This is a genomic window from Ollibium composti (assembly GCF_004801285.1).
Classification (GTDB): Bacteria; Pseudomonadota; Alphaproteobacteria; order Rhizobiales; family Rhizobiaceae; genus Mesorhizobium; species Mesorhizobium composti.
On sequence record NZ_SSNY01000010.1, the window covers coordinates 30,517 to 51,801 of the forward strand.

Consider the following 21,285-nt stretch of genomic DNA (forward strand, 5'->3'; position numbering starts at 1 on the left):
GCAGCCAGACGGACTCTCGTCTGGCGTTGCACAAATGCGGCTAAACAAAGAGCCAGAGCGCCCGGCCTACAGCCATGACGCCGCAGTCTTCGGCAGCCTGTGGTCGGGATCGATCACGTCGAGCCTCGGCGCATCCTTGTCGTTCCAGCGCCACAGCGCCACGCAGCTTCCGCCCGGCGACATATGCGACGGGTAGATCACGCCGTCATGGCCTTGCGCGAGAAGCCTGCGCCGCAGCCGGTGCGTTTCCGGCACCTTGCCGCGATCCATCAGGTCGCGCCATTCGCAGAGGTGAATGTCCGGCCTGACCTTCAGGTCGGCAAGAACGGCCGGGTCCGTCAGGTCCGCCAGATTGGCGCCGGTGAGTTCCAGCCGCGCGATCAGCGCGGGATGCTGAACAAAACCCTGATTGTATTCGGCCCACGCCGTCGAAAGCTCGCACGCCGCATAGATGGCCGGCGCGCCGACCGGGTTCCAGCGACCGCCGAAACGGGCAGCGCCCTCGCCCGACAGCGGCAGATGCGCCCAGCGCGGCACGAAGGCGCGCCATAGCGTCAGCGGCGCATCAGGCATAGACGCCGGCGCGCACGGCCTCCAGATAGGCGAGCACCTTGTCGGCCTTGTCCTCGCGCACGAGATCGTAGGCGGTCTTGCCGGCCCAGCCGGGTATCGGCTGATGCTTGAACCAGATGGCGGCGCGCTGCTCGCTGCCCGCCATTTCGCTCGCCATCGCCAGGATGCGCACGACGGGGCTCAAGGCGGCGTCGACCTTGCGGGCGCCAGTGCGCGCCGTCAGCGTGTTGCGTGCGACGCCGATCAGCCCGGCCAGTTCGGTCAGCGTGACGCCGAGCAGTTCGGCGACGCGGCGGGCCGACAGGAACGGCGCACGGCCATCGCCGAAGCGCAGGGCGGGAGACTCGAATGTTGCGACGGTCATGGCACAATCCTTACATGATTTGACCGGTTCGCGCTTAAAATAAGCTCAAATCGAGCGCGTTTCAAGAACGACTACCGTCGCTTTCTCGGCTTCTCCAGCAGCGCCACCGCTTCGACATGCGGCGACCACAGGAACTGGTCGATCGGCACGACGCTTTTCAGCGCATAGCCGCCGTCGAGCAGGATGCGCAGGTCCCGCGCCAGCGTCACCGGGTTGCAGGACACGGCGGCGACCAGCGGCACCTGCGAGCGCGCGAGTTGTTTCGACTGATCCTCGGCGCCGGCGCGCGGCGGGTCGAAGACGACGCCGTCGTAGCCATCCAGTTCCTTTGCCGTCAGCGGGCGGCGGAAGAGGTCTCGCTTTTCCATCGTCACCCGTTTCAGGCCGGGCGCGAAACGAAAGCCGCGGTCGAGCGCGGCCAATGCCGCGGCATCGCTCTCGACCGCGTGGATTTTCGCCTTCGGCGCCAGCCGCAGGGCGAAGCTGCCGCAGCCGGAAAACAGGTCGGCGATGCGTTTGGCACGGGACAGGTGGCCGGCGACCAGCCCGGCCATCGTCATTTCCGCGGCTTCGGTCGCCTGAAGAAAAGTGCCGGGCGGCGGCTGCACCGCGATATCGCCGAACATCACCACCGGCTTCTTCGGCTCGATGACGATCTCCGCATCGACGGTCACTCTGGCCAATCCCTCGCGAATGGCGAAATCGGCGAGTTGGTGGCGGCGTCGCTCGTCCAGGCGCCCGGCGTCGTGGATCGCGACATCGAGGCCGGATGCCGTGGCAGTGACAGCTATGTGGAAGGGTTTTGGCGTGCCGCAGGCGAGCGCTGCCAGCGCGCGCAGCATGGGCAATGCGGCAACGATCTCGGGCAGCAGCACCGGGCACTCCTCCAGCGCGACGATCTCCGTCGACAGATGCCGGTTGAAGCCGAGCAGCATGCCGGCCTCCGTGCGGCGCGCCGTGAAGGCGGCGCGGCGGCGGGTGCCCGGTTCGCAGGCGACCAGCGGCGCGACCTCGGCCTCGATCTTCCTGCTGCGCAACGCCTGCACCACGCGCTCGCGCTTCCAGGCGCGATAGGCTTCGCCCTGCATGTGCTGCAGCGCGCAGCCGCCGCAGGTGCCGAAATGACGGCAGGCAGGATCGATGCGCAGCGGCGAGGGATCGAGCACGGCGATCAGATCGGCGCGATCCTTCAGGCGGGCCGCCGTCACCGTCTCGCCCGGCAGCGTGAAAGGAATGAACACTTCGCCCCCCTCGCCCGCAGCGATGCCGTCGCCCTGCGCGCCCAGCCTGTCGATGACGAAACGGCTGCTCATCTGTCCTTTACCCCACCCAGCAGGAATTCTCGGTTGCCGTCACCGCCTTCGATCGGCGACGGGATGAGCCCCAGCGCCCGCCAGCCCGGCAAGCCGTCGAGCCAAGACCGGAGGTCTTGCGCGACCGAATCGGCGAGCTCAGGCTCCCTGAGCAAGCCGCCCTTGCCGATGGCTTCCTTGCCGGCCTCAAATTGCGGCTTGACCAGAAGCAAGGCTTCCGCCCCCGGACGGGCAAGGTCGAGCGCCGGCGGTAGCGCCAGTTTCAGGGAAATGAAGCTGACGTCGGAGACGACGAAGTCGGGCGCCCGGCCTTCCAGATCGGCGGCCGTGAGGTCGCGCGCGTTCAGGCCCTCGATGGACCGCACTCGGCGGTCGGCGGCAATCGAGGGATGCATCTGGCCATGGCCGACGTCGATGGCGGTGACATGGGCGGCGCCGCGCTCCAGCAGGACCTGCGTGAAGCCGCCGGTCGAGGCGCCGATATCGAGAGCCCCGCAGCCAGCGACATCGAAGCCGAAATGGTCGAGCCCTGCTATCAGCTTCAAGGCCGCCCGCGACACATAGGCACGGGCAGGATCGTCGACGTCGAGGACGGCATCGGGCGCCATCATCTGTCCCGGCTTTGCCGCGATGGTGCCGTTGACCAGCACGGTGCCGCGCTCGACCGCATCGCGGGCACGCGAGCGGCTGGCGAACAAGCCGCGGCTGACCAGAAGATCGTCCAGGCGCCGGCGGCCCGAAGCTGGCGGGTTTGGCTTCATCGGCCTTCATTGGCGAAAGCCGGCGGCGAAGGCAAGCGCGCTCAGTTCAGCACGGAACCCGACGGGCCTTCCACAGCAGGCACAAGGCCGTCGTCGGGCGCGGCGGCAGGCGGCGGCATATCAGCCGCTGTCATCGCCGGGGCACTTTGCACCACGACGAACTGTGGCTTCTGCCCGAACGAAAACCCGCCCCTTATATCGCCCATCCTGGCTGCGACGATCTCGGCAGCCGCCTTTTCCAGATTGTGGTCATAGCGCGGCTCAAGGGCCTGCGCGGCCGACGCGAGCGATGACGTGAAGGCGAAAGCCATCAGCACCTTTTTCATTGTTTTTCTGCTCCCTGCCGGCCCTCGCATTAGCAAGGTGACGTTGAGAAACGCCCAAGACAAAGGGTAAGCAGAACGCCAAAGCGCAGCGTAAACAAATAATTACGGGTGACTTCCGAGAAACCGATTCGGCCTGTTCGCGAACTGATTCAGGTCGTTGATGCGATGAATCAGGCGCGTTGCGTAGCCGCACCATGGCCCAGCGCGGCAAAGACGGCATGCACGATGCCGGCCGCATCCAGACCGGCCGTCGCGTACATCTTTTCCGGCTTCGCATGATCGGTGAAGACGTCCGGCAGCACCAGCGGCCGAACCTTCAGGCCGCTTTCCAGCAACCCGTCATGGGCGAGGAAATGCAGGACCTGACTGGCGAAACCGCCGACCGACCCTTCCTCGACCGTCAGCAGAATCTCATGCGAACGCGCCAGACGGCGGACAAGGTCCTCGTCGAGCGGCTTGGCGAAGCGGGCGTCGGCCACCGTGGTCGACAAGCCGGCCGCCCCCAGTTCCTCCGCCGCCAGCAGGCAATCGGCGAGGCGCGTGCCGAAGGACAGAAGCGCCACCTTGGTGCCTTCCCTGAGTATGCGTCCCTTGCCGATCTCGAGTCGCGAGCCGCGCTCCGGCATGTCCACGCCGACGCCGTTGCCGCGCGGGTAGCGGAAGGAGATCGGCCCCTCGTCATAGTCGGCGGCCGTCCGGACCATGTGCTTCAGTTCCGCCTCGTCGCTCGCGGCCATGACGACGAAGCCCGGCAGCGAGGCGAGATAGGCCGTGTCGAAAGCGCCGCAATGGGTCGCCCCGTCCGCCCCGACGAAGCCGGCGCGATCGATAGCGAAACGCACCGGAAGGCCCTGCAACGCGACATCATGCACCACCTGGTCATAGGCGCGCTGCAGGAAGGTGGAATAGATCGCGGCGAAGGGCTTGTAGCCTTCGGTCGCCAAGCCGGCCGCGAAGGTGACGGCGTGCTGCTCGGCGATGCCGACATCGAAGGTGCGCTTCGGAAAAGCCTCGCCGAACAAGTCAAGGCCGGTGCCGCTCGGCATGGCGGCGGTGACGGCGACGACGCGCTCGTCCTTTTCCGCCTCGCGGATCAGGCTCTCGGCGAAGACCCTAGTGTAGCTCGGCGCGTTCGCCGGGGCCTTCGCCTGCGCGCCGGTGATGACGTCGAACTTGTTGACGCCGTGATACTTGTCGGCTGCGGCTTCGGCCGGCGCGTAGCCCTTGCCCTTCTGGGTGACGACGTGGATGAGCACCGGGCCGCGCGCGTGGTCGCGCACGTTCTTCAGCACCGGCACCAGATGCTCCAGGCTGTGCCCGTCGATCGGACCGATATGGTAGAAGCCCATTTCCTCGAACAAGGTGCCACCGGTGACATAGCCGCGCGCGTGCTCGACGGCGCGGGTGATGGCGCGGTCGACGCGCTTGCCGAGATAGGAGGTCAGCTTCTTGCCGATGTCGCGAAAGCCCTGATAGGTGCGTCCGGACGCGAGCCGCGCGAGATAGTGGCTCATGGCGCCCGTCGGCGGGGCGATCGACATGTCGTTGTCGTTGAGGATGACGATCAGGCGGGCATCGAGCGCACCGGCATTGTTCATCGCCTCGTAGGCCATGCCCGCCGACAGCGCGCCGTCGCCGATGACGGCGATGACGTTGTTTTTGCCGCCGGAAAGGTCGCGCGCCACCGCCATGCCGAGGCCGGCCGAGATCGACGTCGAGGAATGCGCGGCGCCGAAGGGGTCGTATTCGCTCTCGGCGCGCCGGGTGAAGCCGGAAAGTCCACCCTCCTGCCGGAGCGTGCGCATGCGGTCGCGGCGGCCGGTGAGGATCTTGTGCGGATAGGCCTGGTGGCCGACATCCCATATCACCCGGTCGGCGGGCGTGTCGAAGACATAGTGGAGCGCCACCGTCAGTTCGACCACGCCGAGACCGGCGCCGAGATGGCCGCCCGTCTGCGAAACGACATCGACCAGTTCGGCGCGCAGTTCGGCGGCGAGCTGCGGCAGGTCGCGCTCCGGAAGCGCGCGCAGGTCTGCCGGGATACGAACCTTGTCGAGCAGCGGCGTTTGCGGTTTTTGGTTCAAGGAATGCGCCTCTGGCATTTGTCCGAAGCGGGATAGGCCGCAAAAGGTGGAAAGTAAATGCGCGATGAAGCCGCCGGCCGCGGCTTCATCGCCGTCGAACCCTACTCTGGCAGTGGAACGAATTCTTCCTCGTCGCCCGGAACGATGTCGAAACGGCCGGTCTTCCACTCCTGCTTGGCCTGTTCGATGCGCTCCTTCGAGGAGGATACGAAATTCCACCAGATATAGCGTTTCGACGGCAGCGACGCACCGCCGAACAGCATGAAATGCGCGCCGGAACCGGAAGAAACGACGATCTCGTCGCCCGGCTTGAAGACCAGAAGCCGCTCGTGCGGGAACGTATCGCCAGCAATCGTCACTTCGCCGGACAGCGTGTAGATCGCCCGTTCCTCGGCATCGGATGGAATCCTGACGCTGGCGCCGGGGTCGAGCCGGATATCGGCGTAAAGCGTGTCCGAGTAGACGCCGACCGGGGATTTCAAGCCCTCGAAGGTGCCGATGACGACGCGGCCGCAGACGCCCTCGGCATCGAACTCGGGCAGGTTGGCGGAGGTCGTATGGTCGAAGACCGGCGCGATCTCCTCCTTGCCGTCCGGCAGAGCGAGCCATGTCTGGAGGCCGGAAACGGACATCGGCGCGCCGCGCAGTTCCTCCGGTGTACGCTCGGAATGGACGATCCCGCGACCGGCCGTCATCAGGTTCACATCGCCCGGTTCGATGACCATTTCGGTGCCGAGCGAATCGCGATGGCGGATCTTGCCGTCGAACAGGTAGGTGACGGTGGACAGGCCGATATGCGGGTGCGGCCGAACGTCGAGCGCCTGACCGGCCCGCAGGATGGCCGGCCCCATTCGGTCGAAGAAGATGAACGGGCCGACCAGCCGGCGCCTTGCCGTCGGCAGCGCGCGGCGGACCTGGAAGCCGTCGATGTCGCGCGCGTTCGGCACCACCATCAGTTCGATGGCGTCGCAGCCGAAGGCGTCGCCGATGTTCGGGTCGTTTCCGGGAAAGAAGCTCATACGCGCATCATCCTCGTCAGGGCCACGTCAGGATGCCCACATCATAGCGCGAGAGGTGGCGGTCGTATGTCACCAACTGCATATTCTCTATAATGGCCTGCGCCAGCATCAGCCGGTCGAACGGATCGCCATGGAGCGGCGGCAGGCGCTCGACGAAAGCGGCGTGAGCGGGCGTGACATTCATCAAGGAAAAGCCGGCATTCTCGAAATGCCCGATCGCCTCGTGACCGGAGAACGGCGGGCTGTCCGGTCGGTGCAACCGGTGCTTTATAGCGATCTCCCATACCGCAGCCGCCGAAACGGCGACCGCATTTTCAGTATCACCGATCATATCCATGAAACGCGCTGGAATGCGTTTCGGCTCCGTCAGCGTCCAGACGGCAATATGCGTATCGAGGAGAAGCCTCACTTCTCTTCGCCAAGGAACATCGCTTCGATTTCGGCGTCCATCGCCTGAAACGCCTCAAAATCCATTGACGGATATTTGCCGGCGAGCAACCCCAGCCGACGCCTCTTCTTCGGCGCAGCATCAATCGGCACCAACCGCGCAGCCGGCTTGCCGTTGCGGGCGATGATGATTTCTTCCTCGGCCCCGCTCTCCACCGCTTCCACCAGCTTGGAGAGCGAAGTCTTGGCTTCATGCATATTGACCATTCCCATGGCCATCTCCTTAGCTAAGCCTGGCTAAGTATATGTCGAAGACCAAGCGGGTTCAACCAGACGCCAGCGTCACTCCCCGTCGAGCGGCTCCATGCCGACGGGCTTGCCGTCGCGGGAAAGGCGAATCTTTTCAACCTTGTCCTCGGCCGCCTTCAACAAGCGGTCGCAATGCGCCTTCAGCGCCTCGCCGCGCTCGTAGATGCGGATCGACTGGTCGAGCGGTACGTCGCCGCGCTCCAGATCGTCGACGATCTTCTCCAGAGCGTCGAGCGCCTGCTCGAAGCTCATCGCCTTGACGTCCGCATTCGCTTCATCGGCCATGGATCATCCTTTCATGAGACGCCCGACATGGGCGGCGACCGAAAACGCCAGCCCCTGCAGGTCGTAGCCGCCTTCCAAGAGGCTGACCAGCCGGCCGGCGCTATGGCGTCCGGCCTGCTCCATCAGCTGCCCCGTCGCCCAGTCGAAATCGTCCTCGACGAGATTGATCTCGGCCAGCGGGTCGCGGTGGTGCGCGTCGAAACCGGCCGAGACAATGATCAAATCGGGGCGAAACGCATCCAGCGCCGGCAGGACGCGCGAGGAAAAGGCGTCGCGAAACGTCTCGCTGCCGGTGCGCGGCGCCAGTGGCGCATTGACGATGTTGCCGGCTCCCGTTTCGTTCTTTGCGCCGGTGCCGGGATAGAGCGGCATCTGGTGGGTGGAGCAATAGAGAACCGACGGATCGTCCCAGAAGATGTCCTGCGTGCCGTTGCCGTGGTGCACGTCCCAGTCGACGATGGCGATACGTTCAGCGCCGTGCCGGCCCTGGGCATGGCGAGCGGCGATCGCCGCATAGTTGAACAGGCAAAAGCCCATGGCCGTCGTCTTCTCGGCATGATGACCGGGCGGGCGCGCGGCGACGAAAACATTGTCCGCTCTGCCCCCGAACACATCGTCCACCGCCGCGTTGGCAGCGCCAATCGCCGTCAGGGCCGCCTGCCAGCTCCTGGGGCTGAGCACGGTATCCCCATCGATGCCTACAAGCCCATCCTGTGGCACGGCCGCCTTGATGCGCTCGACGAAGTCGCGCGGATGCACGGCAAGGACCGTTTGCGGATCGCCCTCGGGCGCCTCCACCCGGTCGAGCGGCGCGAATGCCTCGTCGTCCAGCACGCGCTGGATGGCGCGCAGCCTGTCCGGCCGCTCCGGATGACCGGGCGGGGTCAGATGCTCGAGATAGATCGGATGCGTATAGAGACGCGTCGCCATGCGCCCGATATAGGCGCGGGCGACCGGCTTGACCATGGCCGGAGGCGACGCACCGGCAGTGTTCAACAGAAGATCGGCCTGATCGTCTAAAGGATTTCGGTCCGCACGATATGGATGCCGAAACCTTCGAGCCCGACATAGTGCCTCTCGCGGGAGGCGATCAGGCTGATCGACGAGATGCCGAGATCCTTGAGGATCTGGGCGCCGAGGCCGATTTCGCGCCACTCGCTCTCGCGACGGCGGGCTTCCTCGTGGTCCTCGCGCTCGCCTGCCGGGCGGTTGCGGTCCTGATGCGCGACGCCGACCGAGCCTTCGCGCAGGTAGACGACGACGCCGCGCTTCTTCTCGCCCATGGCGCGCATGACGCCGTCCAGTCTGTGGTCGGTGCCGAAGACATCGGTGACGACGTCCTCCGGATGCAGGCGCACGGGAACGTCCTCGCCGTCGCGAATATCGCCGAAGACGACGGCCAGATGGTGCATGACATCCCACGGCAGGGTGTAGGTGTAGGCCTTGGCCTTGCCGCCGGGGGTTTCGATGTCGGTGCAGGCAACGCGCTGCACCAGCGTCTCCTGCCGCTGGCGGTAGGCGATGAGGTCAGCGACGGAAACCTGCTTCAGGCCGTGCTTTTCGGCGAAGGCCGCCACCTGCGGCCCGCGCTTGACGGTGCCGTCGTCGTTGACCAGCTCGGAGATGACGCCGACCGGCGGCAGGCCGGCCAGCTTGCACAGGTCGACCGCCGCCTCGGTATGGCCGGAGCGCATCAACACGCCGCCCTCGCGCGCGATCAGCGGGAAGATGTGGCCGGGCCGGACGAAATCGGCAGCGCCGACGTTGCCGTTGGCGAGGTTGCGCACGGTCAAAGTTCGATCGTCGGCCGAAATGCCGGTGGTGGTGCCGTGCTTGAAATCCACCGAAACGGTGAAGGCCGTCGTGTGGGCCGAATCGTTGTCGGCCACCATCGGCGCAAGGTTCAGGCGCCGGGCGTCCTCCTTGGTCATCGGCGTGCAGACGATGCCGGAGGTGTGGCGCACGATGAAGGCCATCTTCTCCGGCGTGCAATGGACGGCCGAGACGATCAGGTCGCCCTCGTTCTCGCGCCCGTCATCGTCCATGACGACGACGATCTCACCGCGCTCGAAGGCGCGGATGGCTTCGACGGTCTTTTTCTGGTCGTAAGGCATGGGGCTCGCTTCGTTCGCAGGGCAGACGGGAAGACAGTAGGGCAGTTAGGGCAATAGGGCAGTATGTTAAAAAGTCTAGGCAACAGACTGCCTTACTGCCCTATTGCCTTACTGCCCTAATCCCCTACTGCCTTCCAGTCTGTCCTCTATGCCGCAGATAGTGATCGGCGATCGCGCAGGCCACCATCGCCTCGCCGATCGGCACGGCGCGGATGCCGACGCAGGGATCGTGGCGGCCCTTGGTCATGACCTCGACATCGTGGCCGTCCTTGTCGATGGACTTGCGCGGCGTCAGGATCGACGAGGTCGGCTTGACGGCAAAGCGCGCGACGACCGGCTGGCCGGTCGAGATGCCGCCGAGGATGCCGCCGGCATGGTTGGAGAGGAACACCGGCTTGCCGTCGTTGCCCATGCGCATCTCGTCGGCGTTCTGCTCGCCGGTGATGCGGGCCGCCTCGAACCCGTTGCCGATCTCGACGCCCTTGACCGCGTTGATCGACATCAGGCCCGACGCAATGTCCTGGTCGAGTTTGGCATAGATCGGCGCGCCGAGCCCTGCCGGCACGCCTTCGGCGACGATCTCGATCACCGCGCCGACCGAGGAGCCGGCCTTGCGGATGCCGTCGAGATAGGCGGCGAAGACCGGGACGGAAGCGGGGTCCGGCGTGAAGAAGGGATTTTCGGCGTCGCCGACAAAACTCCAGTTCCAGTTGGCGCGGTCGATGGTCTTGTCGCCCATGGAGACCAGCGCGCCGCGCACCACCAGTCCCGGCACCACTTTCCGCGCCAGCGCGCCGGCGGCGACGCGCGCGGCCGTCTCGCGCGCCGAGGAACGGCCGCCGCCGCGATGGTCGCGCAGGCCGTATTTCACCTCATAGGTATAGTCGGCATGGCCGGGACGATACTGGCGGGCGATCTCGCCGTAATCCTTCGAGCGCTGGTCGACGTTCTCGATCAGCATCGACACAGGCGTGCCGGTGGTGACCATCGTCTCGCCGTCGTCATCGAGGATGAATCCGGACAGCACTTTCACCGCATCCGGCTCGCGCCGCTGGGTGACGAAGCGCGACTGACCGGGCCGGCGCCTGTCCAGCTCCGACTGGATATCGGCCAACGTGAAGCGGGTGCCGGGCGGGCAGCCGTCCACGACGCAACCGAGCGCTGCGCCATGGCTTTCGCCCCAGGTGGTGACTCGGAACAGATGGCCGAAGGTGTTGTGGGACATTTTCTCGCCGAGCTTCGCCGGCTGCCGCCGGCCCATCGCGCTTCTATTGGCGTTTTCGCCCCCGGTCAAATTGCCCGACGCCGACCCTTCATCTCCACTTGAAGCCAACGGCGGCATTTGATTTCTTGTCCGCGAACCATCGGAGGAAACCATGTTCAGTCACATCGTCGTCGGCAGCAACGATCTCGAGCGGTCGCGCAGGTTTTATGACGCAACGTTCGGCGCCGCGGGTGCCGCCCCCGGCACGATCGACGCCAAGGGTCGCCTCGTCTACTCGAAGGACGGCGCGCGTTTCCTGATCACCAAGCCCATCGACGGCATGGCGGCCTCGCACGCGAACGGCGGCACGATCGGCCTGAAGATGGAAAGCCCCGAGATGGTCAAGGCATGGCACGACGCCGGCGTGGCCAGTGGCGGGAAATCCATCGAGAGCCCGCCCGGCATCCGCGAATCCGCCGCAGGAAAGCTCTATCTCGCCTATCTGCGCGACCCTGACGGCAACAAACTCTGCGGCAGGGCGGTGGCTTCCTAGCGCCGCCCCTTCCGACCGGTTTCATCGGGCTGGCTTGGCTGCGGACGCGCCACGCCTGTTGATAAGGTATTGGAATCAAACATGCGTCAGAAAGCCGTTTTAGTTTTGACACAAAGGAATGGCTTCTGCTCTCCACACCGTGCCGGAAAACAGGCCGTGCGCCGCTGGAGCGGGCGGCGCTGAAAAAGCGAGGTCAATCCATGCGTATCCTGTTTAGCGTCATTGCCGCAGCAACCCTGCTGGCCGCGGGCTCCGCCTTCGCGGGCCAGACCGAAGGCCTCATCAAGAAGGTCGACAAGGACGCCATGACGCTGACCCTCGACGACGGCAAGTCCTACAAACTGAACGCCGAGATGGACGTCGATTCGCTCAAACCCGGAATGGACGTGGTCATCGCCTACGACGTGACGGACGGCCAGAACGTCATCACCGACATGGAATTACCCGAATAGGGGAATTGCCCGGGTAGCGCCCTTCAAAGCCAGTCCAGCCTGCCGCCGCTCATGCGCAGGACCTGATCCTGCGGTATCTCGATAGCGGCCGCCTCGTCCTTCGACAAGCCGCCGGCCAGCCTGAACCGGGCACGGATGACACCGCCATGGGTGACGCAGACCGTGTCGCGGGCAAGCGCCTCGAAGAACGGGCAGACCCTTGCCGAGAGTTCTTCATAGCTTTCGGCGCCCGCGCCCGGTGGCACGAAATCCCATTTGTCGGCCTGCCGCTTGCGGTACGCTCCGGGATAATCGGCTTCCAGCTCGGCAAAGGTAAAGCCCTGCCAGTCGCCGAAATTGATTTCCACAAGGCGCGAATCGGTCCGATAGGCCGCCGGGTCGAGCCCCATCGCCGAGCGGATCAATTCCATCGTATGGCGCGTGCGCAGCATCGGGCTGGCGACGAAGTCGAACGCCGACGGATCGGCGATCAGGCCGGCCAGTCGGCGGCCGTTTGCGCTTGCCTGCCGTCGCCCGGTGGCGTTCAGGTCGGTGTCGGCCTGGCCTTGCAGCCGAAATTCGGCGTTCCAGTCGGTCTGGCCGTGGCGCACGACATAGACAAGCGGAGGCATGGCGCGGGGCGTCTTCCCAAAGCTGGCCGATGATCGGTCGGGTGACTTGCCCGATCAGTCCTTGATGGTGGAGATATCGGGCGCGTCCACCGCCTTCATGCCGACGACATGGTAGCCGGAATCGACGTGATGAACCTCGCCGGTGACGCCCCGCGACAGGTCGGAGAGAAGATAGAGCCCCGAATCGCCGACTTCCTCGGGCGTGACGGTGCGCTTGAGCGGCGCGTTGTATTCGTTCCACTTCAGGATATAGCGGAAGTCGCCGATGCCGGAGGCGGCCAGCGTCTTGATCGGCCCGGCCGAAATGGCGTTGACGCGCATGCCCCTGGCGCCGAGGTCAACGGCGAGGTAGCGCACGCTCGCCTCCAGCGCCGCCTTGGCGACGCCCATGACGTTGTAGTGCGGCATCACCTTCTCGGCGCCGTAATAGGTCAGGGTCAGCAGCGAGCCGCCGTCCGTCATCAGCGGCTCGGCGCGCTTGGCGATGTCGGTGAAGGAGAAGACGGAAATCTCCATCGTGCGCTGGAAATTGGCGCGCGTCGTCTCGACGTAGCGGCCGTCCAGTTCCTCCTTGTCGGAGAAGGCGATGGCGTGGACGAGGAAGTCCAACTTGCCGAAATGCGCCGCCACGTCGGCGAAAACGGCATCGAGGCTGGCGGGATCGGTGACGTCGCAATGGCCGGAGACGTGCGCGCCGAGTTCCGCCGCCAGAGGCTCGACGCGCTTCTTGAACGCCTCGCCCTGATAGGTCAGCGCGATCTCCGCGCCCTGGTCGACGCAAGCCTTGGCGATGCCCCAGGCAATCGAGCGATTGTTGGCGACGCCGAGAATGAGGCCGCGCTTGCCGGCCATCAGGCCCTGTCCACCCGCCATTTAAGCGTTCTCCGCAAGGTTGTCTGCTTTGCGACAGCCTATCGCACAGGCACACCGTGCCTTCAAGCTTCAAACGGTTGAAGGGCCTTCAAGCTTCAAACGTTTGAAGGGCCTTCAAGCTTCAAACGGTCGAAGGGCCTTCAAGCTTCAAACGGTCGAAGGGCGACCAGAGCCCTTTTGAAAAACCGTCAGGCGGCGACGAAAACGGTGACCGGCGAGCACCGGAGCGGAGCGTACATCAGGTACGTGAGCACCGGAGCGCAGTTGGCCGCCGTTTGCAGCCCCGCCTCACGGAATTTTCAAAAGAGCCCTCAGCCTTCGCCGCGCAGCAGCTTTTCCAGCGCTTCGTCGCCGTGCTCCGGCAGCATGATGCGGACGTGGACGTAGAGATCGCCGTGGCCGCCGGCCTTGAGCGGCAGCCCCCTGCCCTTGATGCGCAGCACCTTGTCGGAGCTCGACCAGGCCGGAACGTTGACCGCCACGCGGCCGGCCGGCGTCTCGACCGCCACCTTGGCGCCCAGCGCCGCATCCTTGAGCGGCACGGGAAGATCGGCGTGCAGGTCGCGGCCTTCCACCCGGTACCGGCCGTGCCGCGCCAAGCGCAGCGTCACCAGCGCGTCGCCCGGCTGGCCGCCGAAGGGCGAAGCCTCGCCCTGCCCTTTCAGGCGGATCACCTGGCCGTCCTCGACATAGGTCGGCAGCTTCACCGCGATCTTGCGGCCGCCGGGGAACACAGCCGTAACCTTGGGGGCGGTCGCGGCTTCCTCGACGGTGATGTCCAGCGTCACGTTGAGGTCGGCGCCGCCAGGTGCTGCCTGCTGCCGGCGTCCGCCTGCCCCGGAATGCTGCTGCTTGAAGGCGTTTCCGAAAATCTGGCTGAAAATATCGTCGCCCGCATCACCGCCGAAGGGATTGCCGCCGCCCGGGCCGCCGCTGCGGAATTCGAAATGGGCGCCGCCCGGTCCGTTGCCGGAACGGCGGAAACCGGAGAACGGATCGCCGCCGCCGGGCGCGCCCTCGAAACCATGGAAGCGCGGCTTGCCGTCGGCATCGATCTCGCCACGGTCGAAAGCCGCGCGCGCCTTCTCGTCGCCGAGGATCTCATAGGCCGTGTTGGCCGCGGCAAAGCGATCCTTGGCCTTGGGATCGTCCGGATTCTGGTCCGGATGATACTTCTTGGCCAGCTTGCGATAAGCTGATTTTATATCCTTGGCCGAAGCGTTCTTCGCAACGCCCAGCACCTCGTAAGGGTCGCGCATGCCTGTGTCTGCACCGTGGGTTCAAAAGTCCTTCCCTATATGCGCCCGCATAGGAAGAAATTCCAGTGCCGCCCGCCGCCGGGACAGACGAAATCAAAGTGCCTTGAACGTTTCGAGGCGCCAGGCGCCCTGGCCGGCGAGACAGGCTTCTCCCTCGAACATGGCCACACCGTCGAAGCTTTCGCGCGAACCGGTGAAGGAGCGGCACAGGCGTCCGTCCCGCCTCGCTTCGGTCAACCGGGTTATCGTCCCTCGCGCGCCGGTGTCGGCATTGGCCCAGGCGATCTCCTTGCCGGCGACTTCCTCGACGTCGGCGGAGGAAACGGCATTGCGGATGGTGACCTGGTCCGCCTCGATGCCGCCCGATCCGGAGGCCTGATCGGCACTCACGCTGTTGGTTATCAGGGATCGGTCCACGTCGGCCTTTTCGAGGCTGAAGCCGCCGACGCCGCAGCCGGCCAAGGCTAGGACACCCGCCGCCACGGCAATCCCGCGGCAACAGGCCGAAACGAAAAGTGCGGCTGGTCCGTTGTGTGGATCGTCGGGGAAAGGTTTCAATGCGGTCGGATCATGGTCGAAAGCTTGCAGATATGCGGCAATCGGCACTCCCCCAATGCCGAACCGGAACTTTATGAAACTATGAGCGAAACCGAGTTAACAACAGGTGACTTTACCGAGCGAAGCGAGCCGTACAAGCTGTTCGCCGAATGGCTGCAGGACGCCACCGGCTCCGAGCCGAACGACCCCAACGCGGTCGCGCTGGCGAGCGTCGACGCGGACGGGCTGCCGGACGTGCGCATGGTGTTGCTGAAGGGGTTCGACGAGCGCGGTTTCGTCTTCTACACCAATTTCGAGAGCGCCAAGGGCCGCGAGATCCTCGGTTCGATGAAAGCCGCCATGTGCTTCCACTGGAAATCGCTACGCCGGCAGGTGCGCGTGCGCGGGCCGGTCGAGGTGGTCAGCGACGCCGAGGCCGACGCCTATTACGCCACGCGCCCGCGCGGCAGCCGCATCGGCGCCTGGGCCTCGAAGCAGTCGCGACCGCTGGAAAGCCGCTTCGCGCTGGAAAAGGCGGTCGCCGAATACACCGCCCGCTACGCCATCGGCGACATCCCGCGGCCCAAGCACTGGTCCGGCTTCCGCATCCTGCCGCAGACGATCGAGTTCTGGCACAACGGGGCGTTCCGGTTGCATGACCGGATCGTGTTCTCACGCAAGGGCGACGGCGGCTGGGACAAGACGCGGCTTTACCCGTGAGATTTGCCCGGCGCCGACCTATTTAATGCGGCTTGCTTTCGCCGCGCAAAGTCAAACCAAATCGAAACCAGCAAACGGCCGGCGGATCATTTCTTCCGATTCATGAAAGCGACGAAGGCAGCGCGCGCTTCGTCCGATCTCAAGCGCTCGCGGAACCGCTCCGCTTCCTCGCCGATGCGGGCCACCAGGTCCTCGCGCGAGCCGCGCATCAGGTCGCGGGCGATCTTCAGCGCCTGCGGCGGCTTGGCGGCGACGGTTTCGGCGGCAGTGAGCGTGACCGCCTCCAGTTCGTCCTCCGGCACGACGGCATGGATCAGGCCGGCCGCTTTCGCCTGTTCCGCCGGCAAGCCTTCGCCCAGCCCCAGCATGGCAAAGGCCGCCTGACGACCAAGGAGCTGCGGCACCAGCAGGCTGGACCCCGCCTCCGGCACCAGCCCGAGATCGACGAAGGGCGTGCGGAAGACGGTGCGCGGCGTGGCGAAAGTCAGGTCGCAATGCAGGTTGAGCGTGGTGCCGATGCCGACCGCGATGCCGTCGACGCCCGACACCATCGGTTTTTGCGATTTGGCAAGCGTCATCAGGAAATCCCAGACCTCGTTGCCGCCCTCTCCGCCGGTCGCCACCGCGAGGAAATCGGCGAGGTCGTTGCCGGCGCTGAACATGCCGGGCAGGCCGAGGAAGACATGCACGCGCACGTCCGGATCGGCGTCGCCTGCGGTGAGCGCGGCCGCCATCGCACCGTACATGGCGCGCGTCAGCGCGTTCTTCTTGTCGGGCCGGTTCATGCGAATAACTTGAACCGCGCCGCGGCGCTCGATGAGGATATGGTCCGTCATGCTGTTTCCCGTCGCGATCAGGCCGAGATGAGCGATTGGCCGGCGGCCGCAAGGCTCGCCGCGCCACCCAGCACGCTATCGGCTAGCGCCCGCGTTTCCCCCAGCAGGTTTTCGGCGAAGAAGCGGCAGAGCGCGGTGCGCACGCCGGTCTCGTCGGCCAGCGCGCCTTGTGCGACATAGGCACCGCCGGCGGCCAGTGAAATCAGCCTCAAATATGGCGTCGCCCCTGCCAGCGCCTCGTCCTGCCGGCCTTCGGCGGTAGCGGACAGCAGGAAGCGCGTCGCCTCGGAGACGGCATCCAGCGCCTCGTCCAGCCGCGCGGCGGTGCGGCCGAAGCCATCGCGGTTGGAGTCGCGCACCGCGTCGGCGACCGCCTTCAGTTCAGCAATGTAGCCATGGACGTGCTCGCCGCCTTCCAGCGGCAGCTTGCGGACGACAAGATCGATCGCCTGGATGCCGTTTGTGCCTTCGTAGATCGGCGCGATGCGGGCGTCGCGCAGATAGGCGGCGGCACCCGTCTCCTCGATGAAGCCCATGCCGCCGTGCACCTGTACGCCGAGCGACGCGACATCGACGCCGACATCGGTGGAGAACGCCTTTGCCAGCGGCGTGAGAAGATTGGCACGCGCCTGCCAATGGCCGCGTTCCGCCTCCGTCGCTGCGAGCCGGCCCATGTCGATGGCGTGGGCGCAGTTGTAGGCTATCGCGCGCGCAGCCTGCGTCAGCGCCTTCATCGTCAGGAGATTGCGCTGCACGTCCGGATGATGGACGATCGGCGCCATGCCCGGCCCGTCGTAGCCCCCCGCCTTGCCCTGCCGGCGCTCATTGGCGTAGGCGATGGCCTTCTGGGTGGCGGCTTCGGCCACGGCGACGCCCTGCATACCGACAGACAGGCGGGCGTTGTTCATCATGGTGAACATGCAGGCCAGCCCCTTGTTCTCCTCGCCGATCAGCCAGCCGACGGCGCCTGGCGCCTGCCCCTTGAAGCCGTCGCCGTAGATCATGGTGCAGGTGGGCGAGGCGTGGATGCCGAGCTTGTGCTCGATGCCGGAACAGAACACGTCGTTGCGGGCACCGGGCACGCCGTCGTCGCCGACCAGGAACTTCGGCACCAGGAACAGCGAGATGCCGCGCGTGCCGGCCGGCGCGTCCGGCAGGCGGGCCAGCACCAGATGGACAATGTTGTCGGTGAAATCGTGCTCGCCGTAGGTGATGAATATCTTCTGGCCGAAGATGCGGTAGGTGCCGTCCTCAGCCCGCTCGGCACGGGCGCGCAACGCCGCGAGATCGGAGCCAGCCTGCGGCTCCGTCAGGTTCATGGTGGCCATCCACTCGCCCGACACGAGCTTGGCCAGGTACTTGTCCTTCAAAACCGGCGCCGCGTGCTTTTCCAGTGCCTCGATGGCACCCATCGTCAGCGTCGGGCCGATGCCGAAGGCCATCGAGGCCGAGTTCCACATTTCCAGCACCGCCATGGCGACGCTGATCGGCAGCGCCTGGCCGCCGAATTCCTCTGGGCCGGACAGGCCGTTCCAGCCGCCCTCGACCCAGCGCCGATAGAGATCGCGCCAGCCGGGCGGCATGGTGACTTCCGCATCCTTCAACACGGCGCCGACCTCGTCGCCCACCTTATAGAGCGGCGCCACTTCCTCGCCGGCGAAACGGCCAGCCTCCGACAGGATCGCATCAACCAGATCCTCGCCGAGATCGCCCAGCAGACCGGCATCGATGGCCGGCTTCAGCCCGGCCACCTGCTTGAGCGTGAAGGCGATGTCATCGAGCGGTGCCTTGTACATGCCTTACTCCTCAGCGGCGCTTGCCGGCGCGCTTCACCATAGATCGCGCCCGGCGCCAAAACCACTTTCTTTTTACGTAAACGTCAAACTTTGTCACGCGGATTTTGCAATCCGCCCGAGCGCGGTAGATAAGGACCGAAAGGAGCGCGCCATGCTTGCCAGACCGGAGACCCGCCGTTGCGTCGAATGCGGCCTCGCCTATGGAACCGATGCTTTCGGTTACCACGAAGGACGCATCGAGAACGGGCCGGCCTACTGGTCCGATCGCGGAATCCTGTGCTCGCCGGCCTGTTCGCTTGCCCACTACCGGCGCCGCAAGGCGGAAGGTACGCTGCCGACCACGCCGGCACCCGATCCTTTCGAGTTCGACCCGGCCTTTCGCCGTTAGGCGCATCGCAAGCGTTCGTTAACCATATCGCGCGCAGCATCCACCGATATTCAGCGGGGGTGCGGATTGAAGGGGCTCGCCCGACAGTTTTTGCGTATTGCGACGGCGGCGTTCTGCGGCGCGGTCGTCCTTGCGCGGCCTGCCGCAGCCTCCGACTTCTCCGAGCCATGGAAGAACCCCGACCGCGCGCTGGTCGTCGACGCCTATGAGTACAATTCCATCGACTGGGCAGCACTTGCCGGCGACAAGCGCATCGTCGCCTTCATCAACAAGGCGTCCGACGGCCTCCCCCCTCCCTATTCATGCTCGGGCGACGACACCCAGGTCCGGCTCTGCAAGGCGCTGTGGAAACGCCATGCGGTGACACGCGAACTGTTCCAGACGCGGCGCACCGTCGCTAAGGCGCTCGGGCTGAAATGGGGCGCTTATCATCTCGCCCGCCCCGGCAACCCGGTCGAGCAGGCGGACAATTTCATCGACTTCGCCGACCCGGCGCCCGACGACCTTTTGGCGCTCGACATCGAGGACAATGACCCGGCGCAATGGATGTCGTTGGGGGACGCGGAAGAGTTCGTGCGACAGGTGCATCGCCGCGTCGGCCGCTTCCCGTTGCTCTACACCAACGATTCCACCGCCCGCCACATTGCCGACAACCGCGCCCGCTATCGGCTGCTGTCGCGCCTGCCCTTGTGGTACGCACGCTATAAGCCCGAAATCGGCCTGCATTTCCCCAAGGGCCATTGGGAGAGCTACGCGCTGTGGCAGTTCTCCTCGCACAGCAATTGCGGCCGCATCCGCTGCCCCTATCGTGTCGCCGGCACGCCGGACGACATCGACGTCAACGTGGCCGCCATGAGCGCGGTGGAGCTCAGGGCGGCATGGCCGTTCGGAGGCCTGCTCGACGTGCCGCCCGACACGCTGCTCAGCGTGCCGATCCCGGTCTCGCGCGAGGATGGTCTCAAGGGCAACGTGACAATCGCCTATGCTGATGTCGCACCGCTGCCGACGCCGGGCGAACTCTCCGCCGCACTCGTCAAGGGATGGAGGGGTTTTGTCGCCGGCTTCCACATGCCGGCGAACCAGCCATCGCCCTACGCCAACGGCATGGCTGAATATGCGGCTGCGAAACAGGACGAACGGCGGATCGTCCCCGTCGCGGAAGCCTCCCAGGCCGGCATAGACCCGGTCGTGACGGGAACGATCGTGCCCGCCCGCCCGGCGCGGAAGCCGGTCAGCGCCGCTCCCGCTCCACGGCGCGCCAACCTATGTCGCGGCGGCAAAAGCCCTGCGGCCAGTCGATGCGATCGACCGCGTCATAAGCCTTCTTCTGCGCCTCGGCGACGGAAGCACCGGTAGCTGTCACGTTGAGCACGCGCCCGCCGTTCGCCACCAGCGCGCCGGCGTTGAGCGCCGTGCCGGCATGAAAAACCTCGACGCCGTCGCGAGCGGCTTCGTCCAGGCCGCGAATGACGGAGCCTTTTTCCGGCGTGCCCGGATAGCCGTTCGCGGCCATCACCACCGTCAGCGCCGTCTCGTCCCGCCAGCGCACCGAGGTATGGGCGAGCTGGCCGTCGGCGGCGGCGTTCAGCAACACCAGCAGGTCGTCCTTCAGCCGCATCATCAGCACTTGGCATTCGGGATCGCCGAAGCGGACGTTGTATTCGATCAGCTTCGGCCCGTCGGCGGCAATCATCAGGCCGGCGAACAGCACGCCGGAAAACGGCATTCCCCGCGCCGCCATGCCGCGCATGGTCGGCTCGACGATCTCGCGCATGGTGTGCTCGACCATGTCCGGCGTCATCACCGGCGCCGGCGAATAGGCGCCCATGCCGCCGGTATTGGGACCGGTGTCGCCCTCGCCGACGCGCTTGTGGTCCTGCGCCGTGCCGAAGGGCAGCGCGGTGGTGCCGTCGCACAGGCAAAAGAAGCTCGCCTCCTCGCCGACCAGCATCTCCTCGACCACCACTTCGGCGCCGGCCCCGCCGAACGTGCCGTCGAAACAGGCCTCCAGCGCCGAAAACGCCTCGTCCAGCGTCGTCGCCACCGTCACGCCCTTGCCGGCGGCCAGCCCGTCGGCCTTGACGACGATCGGCGCGCCGACCTTTTCGACATAGACTTTGGCCGCCGCCAGCGTGTCGAAACGGCCATAGGCGGCGGTCGGTATGCCGAACTCGGCGCAGAAATCCTTGGTGAAGCCCTTCGAGCCTTCGAGCTGGGCCGCTGCCTTCGACGGGCCGAAAACGCGGATGCCCGCTGCGCGCAGGTCGTCTGCCAGGCCTGCAACCAGCGGCGCTTCCGGCCCGACGACGACGAGGTCGATGCCCTTTTCGCGGCAGAAGCCGGCGATGGCCCCATGATCAGCGACATCCAGGGCTGCCAGTTCCGCCACTTGCGCGATACCGGGGTTGCCGGGCGCGGCGTAGAGCGTCGTCAGCAGCGGCGATGCGGCGATCTTCCAGGCCAGCGCATGTTCGCGCCCGCCGGAGCCGAGAAGAAGAACGTTCATGCCCAGTCACCTCCG

The 21,285-nt window shown here is 65.9% G+C and carries 24 protein-coding genes and 1 pseudogene; 5 read left to right on the forward strand and 20 right to left on the reverse strand.

Features of this window, described 5'->3' with window-relative positions:
- Positions 1-66 precede the first annotated feature (66 nt).
- The 13 genes from E6C48_RS16495 to aroC all read right to left on the reverse strand — a co-directional run bounded on the left by E6C48_RS16495 (position 67) and on the right by aroC (position 10,760).
- On the reverse strand, positions 67-573 hold the full coding sequence (locus tag E6C48_RS16495) for an RES family NAD+ phosphorylase (RefSeq protein ID WP_136359200.1): 507 nt from the start codon (positions 571-573) through the stop codon (positions 67-69).
- Complete coding sequence (locus E6C48_RS16500) at positions 566-937, reverse strand: antitoxin Xre/MbcA/ParS toxin-binding domain-containing protein (RefSeq protein ID WP_136359202.1); 372 nt, start codon at positions 935-937, stop codon at positions 566-568. Before E6C48_RS16500 ends, E6C48_RS16495 begins: the two co-directional genes overlap by 8 nt.
- Before the next feature lie 71 nt (positions 938-1,008).
- The gene (locus E6C48_RS16505) at positions 1,009-2,250 is read right to left on the reverse strand and encodes a class I SAM-dependent RNA methyltransferase (RefSeq protein ID WP_136359204.1); all 1,242 of its coding nucleotides are present in this window, start codon (positions 2,248-2,250) and stop codon (positions 1,009-1,011) included.
- Positions 2,247-3,011: a TlyA family RNA methyltransferase gene (locus E6C48_RS16510; RefSeq protein ID WP_136359206.1), complete on the reverse strand. Its 765-nt coding sequence runs from the start codon at positions 3,009-3,011 to the stop codon at positions 2,247-2,249. The genes E6C48_RS16505 and E6C48_RS16510 overlap by 4 nt, the downstream gene beginning before the upstream one ends.
- A gap of 41 nt (positions 3,012-3,052) precedes the next feature.
- The gene (locus E6C48_RS16515) at positions 3,053-3,337 is read right to left on the reverse strand and encodes a hypothetical protein (protein WP_136359208.1); all 285 of its coding nucleotides are present in this window, start codon (positions 3,335-3,337) and stop codon (positions 3,053-3,055) included.
- Positions 3,338-3,507: 170 nt separating this feature from the next.
- Entirely contained in the window at positions 3,508-5,421 is a 1,914-nt protein-coding gene (gene dxs, locus E6C48_RS16520) for a 1-deoxy-D-xylulose-5-phosphate synthase (RefSeq protein WP_136359210.1), read from the reverse strand.
- Positions 5,422-5,522: 101 nt separating this feature from the next.
- Positions 5,523-6,440 (reverse strand): pirin family protein, encoded by a 918-nt coding sequence (locus E6C48_RS16525; RefSeq protein WP_136359212.1) that lies wholly within the window; start codon positions 6,438-6,440, stop codon positions 5,523-5,525.
- 16 nt (positions 6,441-6,456) lie between these two features.
- Positions 6,457-6,849, reverse strand: a complete 393-nt coding sequence (locus E6C48_RS16530; RefSeq protein WP_136359214.1) for a type II toxin-antitoxin system VapC family toxin — start codon at positions 6,847-6,849, stop codon at positions 6,457-6,459.
- On the reverse strand, positions 6,846-7,100 hold the full coding sequence (locus E6C48_RS16535) for a type II toxin-antitoxin system Phd/YefM family antitoxin (protein WP_136359216.1): 255 nt from the start codon (positions 7,098-7,100) through the stop codon (positions 6,846-6,848). Before E6C48_RS16535 ends, E6C48_RS16530 begins: the two co-directional genes overlap by 4 nt.
- A gap of 69 nt (positions 7,101-7,169) precedes the next feature.
- A complete protein-coding gene (locus tag E6C48_RS16540) occupies positions 7,170-7,421 on the reverse strand; it encodes an exodeoxyribonuclease VII small subunit (RefSeq protein WP_136359218.1) in 252 nt (83 codons plus the stop codon).
- A gap of 3 nt (positions 7,422-7,424) precedes the next feature.
- Positions 7,425-8,351, reverse strand: coding sequence for a histone deacetylase family protein (locus E6C48_RS16545; RefSeq protein ID WP_136359426.1), 927 nt, complete (start codon positions 8,349-8,351; stop codon positions 7,425-7,427).
- Between the two features lie 86 nt (positions 8,352-8,437).
- Complete coding sequence (gene ribB / locus E6C48_RS16550; RefSeq protein ID WP_136359220.1) at positions 8,438-9,535, reverse strand: 3,4-dihydroxy-2-butanone-4-phosphate synthase; 1,098 nt, start codon at positions 9,533-9,535, stop codon at positions 8,438-8,440.
- Between the two features lie 124 nt (positions 9,536-9,659).
- Positions 9,660-10,760, reverse strand: coding sequence for a chorismate synthase (gene aroC / locus E6C48_RS16555; protein ID WP_136359222.1), 1,101 nt, complete (start codon positions 10,758-10,760; stop codon positions 9,660-9,662).
- Positions 10,761-10,911: 151 nt separating this feature from the next.
- Here aroC and E6C48_RS16560 point away from each other — a divergent pair, with 151 nt between their 5' ends.
- On the forward strand, positions 10,912-11,292 hold the full coding sequence (locus E6C48_RS16560; RefSeq protein WP_136359224.1) for a VOC family protein: 381 nt from the start codon (positions 10,912-10,914) through the stop codon (positions 11,290-11,292).
- Positions 11,293-11,492: 200 nt separating this feature from the next.
- Positions 11,493-11,744, forward strand: coding sequence for a DUF1344 domain-containing protein (locus E6C48_RS16565; RefSeq protein ID WP_136359226.1), 252 nt, complete (start codon positions 11,493-11,495; stop codon positions 11,742-11,744).
- Between the two features lie 23 nt (positions 11,745-11,767).
- On the opposite strand, the gene E6C48_RS16570 is transcribed toward E6C48_RS16565, so the two are convergent.
- The 4 genes from E6C48_RS16570 to E6C48_RS16585 form a co-directional block, all read right to left on the reverse strand.
- Positions 11,768-12,355, reverse strand: a complete 588-nt coding sequence (locus tag E6C48_RS16570; protein WP_136359228.1) for a histidine phosphatase family protein — start codon at positions 12,353-12,355, stop codon at positions 11,768-11,770.
- Between the two features lie 54 nt (positions 12,356-12,409).
- Complete coding sequence (gene fabI, locus E6C48_RS16575) at positions 12,410-13,228, reverse strand: enoyl-ACP reductase FabI (RefSeq protein WP_136359230.1); 819 nt, start codon at positions 13,226-13,228, stop codon at positions 12,410-12,412.
- A 311-nt stretch (positions 13,229-13,539) separates the two neighbouring features.
- Positions 13,540-14,487: a DnaJ C-terminal domain-containing protein gene (locus tag E6C48_RS16580; RefSeq protein WP_136359232.1), complete on the reverse strand. Its 948-nt coding sequence runs from the start codon at positions 14,485-14,487 to the stop codon at positions 13,540-13,542.
- 93 nt (positions 14,488-14,580) lie between these two features.
- Positions 14,581-14,970 carry an RT0821/Lpp0805 family surface protein gene (locus E6C48_RS16585; protein WP_230978810.1) on the reverse strand — a complete coding sequence of 130 codons (390 nt, stop codon included), beginning with the start codon at positions 14,968-14,970 and terminating at the stop codon, positions 14,581-14,583.
- A 156-nt stretch (positions 14,971-15,126) separates the two neighbouring features.
- Between E6C48_RS16585 and pdxH the strand changes: the two genes are divergently transcribed.
- On the forward strand, positions 15,127-15,744 hold the full coding sequence (pdxH, locus tag E6C48_RS16590; RefSeq protein WP_136359234.1) for a pyridoxamine 5'-phosphate oxidase: 618 nt from the start codon (positions 15,127-15,129) through the stop codon (positions 15,742-15,744).
- A gap of 86 nt (positions 15,745-15,830) precedes the next feature.
- Here pdxH and E6C48_RS16595 read toward each other — a convergent pair whose 3' ends face one another.
- Complete coding sequence (locus E6C48_RS16595) at positions 15,831-16,580, reverse strand: crotonase/enoyl-CoA hydratase family protein (RefSeq protein WP_136359236.1); 750 nt, start codon at positions 16,578-16,580, stop codon at positions 15,831-15,833.
- Between the two features lie 17 nt (positions 16,581-16,597).
- On the reverse strand, positions 16,598-18,376 hold the full coding sequence (locus E6C48_RS16600; protein ID WP_136359238.1) for an acyl-CoA dehydrogenase: 1,779 nt from the start codon (positions 18,374-18,376) through the stop codon (positions 16,598-16,600).
- A 151-nt stretch (positions 18,377-18,527) separates the two neighbouring features.
- Here E6C48_RS16600 and E6C48_RS16605 point away from each other — a divergent pair, with 151 nt between their 5' ends.
- Together E6C48_RS16605 and E6C48_RS23125 are read left to right on the forward strand one after the other, a co-directional pair.
- On the forward strand, positions 18,528-18,764 hold the full coding sequence (locus E6C48_RS16605) for a hypothetical protein (RefSeq protein ID WP_136359240.1): 237 nt from the start codon (positions 18,528-18,530) through the stop codon (positions 18,762-18,764).
- A 96-nt stretch (positions 18,765-18,860) separates the two neighbouring features.
- Positions 18,861-19,982: pseudogene (locus E6C48_RS23125) on the forward strand (glycoside hydrolase family 25 protein); the annotation flags it as partial.
- Positions 19,983-19,995: 13 nt separating this feature from the next.
- Here the strand turns inward: E6C48_RS23125 and purD are convergent.
- Positions 19,996-21,270, reverse strand: coding sequence for a phosphoribosylamine--glycine ligase (gene purD, locus E6C48_RS22845; RefSeq protein WP_136359244.1), 1,275 nt, complete (start codon positions 21,268-21,270; stop codon positions 19,996-19,998).
- Between the last annotated feature and the right edge of the window lie 15 nt (positions 21,271-21,285).